The organism is Rummeliibacillus sp. TYF005 (genome assembly GCF_003844195.1).
In the GTDB taxonomy this organism is placed as follows: domain Bacteria; phylum Bacillota; class Bacilli; order Bacillales_A; family Planococcaceae; genus Rummeliibacillus.
On the sequence record NZ_ML122637.1, the window covers coordinates 1 to 1769 of the forward strand.

Genomic DNA, 1769 nt, shown 5'->3' on the forward strand with positions numbered 1-1769 from the left:
GTCATTTACACAAAATTATTGACACTCCCAATAATTGATATAGATATAAAACTTAATAACAATGTAAAGATTACTATTACCTTATATGCTAACCTCATAAATAAACCTCACTCTATATTGATATAAAATTCTCATATATGATTATAACATATCAAAAAAGTGATATATTTCTATTTTAAAAGAAATGCATGGATATGGATTGATCGTAATCTCACCACAATCAAACAACCCTGTTGAACTGATTTTTAATCCACGCAAGATTGGGTTTAATCCACGCATTTCAAGGTTCAATCCACGCTTTTGGAAATTCAATCCACGCATTTTTAAATTGAATCCACGTTCCAGACAATTTAAGTAGTCAAGTCCGAAGAATTGTGTAAATTAAAATCCAAGGTTACAGTTTCATCGATATCCTAGATTTGTATTTTCGAAGCTTATTTTATTTTTTTCTATGAAGGGGGTACCCCCTTCATAGAAAAAAATTTCGCGCGCTGCGCTGGCATTATTCATTTAATGACAAATTTTTTCTTTGCTTGTTCTTCTGCATAATCCATAAGAATGGCCCCTATTAGCCTAAAAGCAGATTGAGTATTTGGAAAGATACGAATTACTCTTTCTCTACGGCGAATTTCTTGATTCAAACGTTCTAACGAATTCGTACTATGAATAAATGTATGAAATTTAATTGGTTCGTTTAAATATTGGATGGCATCTTCGAAGCCTTCGTCTAATGTTTTCAGAGCTTTATCAAGCTTGGGATTATTTTCATAAAGTTTCATGAATTCATCCTTAAATGATTTAGCGTCCTCAAATTTCACAACGTTAAAAATTCGTTTCAAATCAACAACTACTTGAGGCATCTCTTTTTTGGGGATTTTATCGATAATGTTTCTTTTAAAATGAACAGAGCAACGTTGCCAGGAGGTACCAATAAATTCCCTTTGAATAGCTTTTTTTAATCCTTCATGGGCGTCTGATATAACAAGTTTGGGTGACTGTAATCCACGTGATTTTAAGTCTTGAAAGAAACCTTGCCAAGCCTCAAAACTCTCAATATGATCAATTTTTAATCCAATTACGTCTCTTTGCCCTGTTTCACATAGTCCTGTAGCAATATAAACCGCTTTAGAAACTACCCGGTTATGTTCACGGACTTTAATATACATTGCATCGACAAATATATATGGATAGTATTGAACATTCAGTGGTCTCTTTGCCCATTCATTTACTATTGGATCAAGTCTTTCTGTAAGAGAAGAGACGAACGACTTAGATACATTTTCTCCACAGAGTTCTTCAACAACCTTTGTGACTTTACGTGTTGATACTCCATTTATGACCATTTCTAGCATAGAGAGCACAAAAGCTTGATCACAACGTGCATACTTTTGGAAAACGGATGTAGAAAATTCTCCTTCACGTGTTCGAGGAACACGTAGTTGTATACGACCGATACTGGTCAATAATTCACGATCGTAATAACCGTTTCGATAATCACGACGATCATCTGAACGTTCATAAGCAGAAGCTTGTAAATATTCATCTCGTTCCATTTCCATATATGCATTTAGTACAAGAACAATAGATGCCTTCATCACTGTATCGATATTAGAATTTATTACAGAATCTTTTAAAAGGTCCACATTTAGGTTAAACTGTAGTTGGGTCATTATTAATTCCTCCTCATTGTTTATCGTCGATGAAAACATTGTAACCAAGAGGGATTAATTTGACTCTTTTTCTTTTTACACAATTATATGGACTTAATC

Annotated in this window: 1 protein-coding gene; it reads right to left on the reverse strand. The window is 33.5% G+C overall.

Annotated elements, in window-relative coordinates; translation table 11 throughout:
* Positions 1-506 precede the first annotated feature (506 nt).
* A complete protein-coding gene (locus CW357_RS17955) occupies positions 507-1670 on the reverse strand; it encodes an IS256 family transposase (protein ID WP_124218821.1) in 1164 nt (387 codons plus the stop codon).
* Positions 1671-1769: the final 99 nt, after the last annotated feature.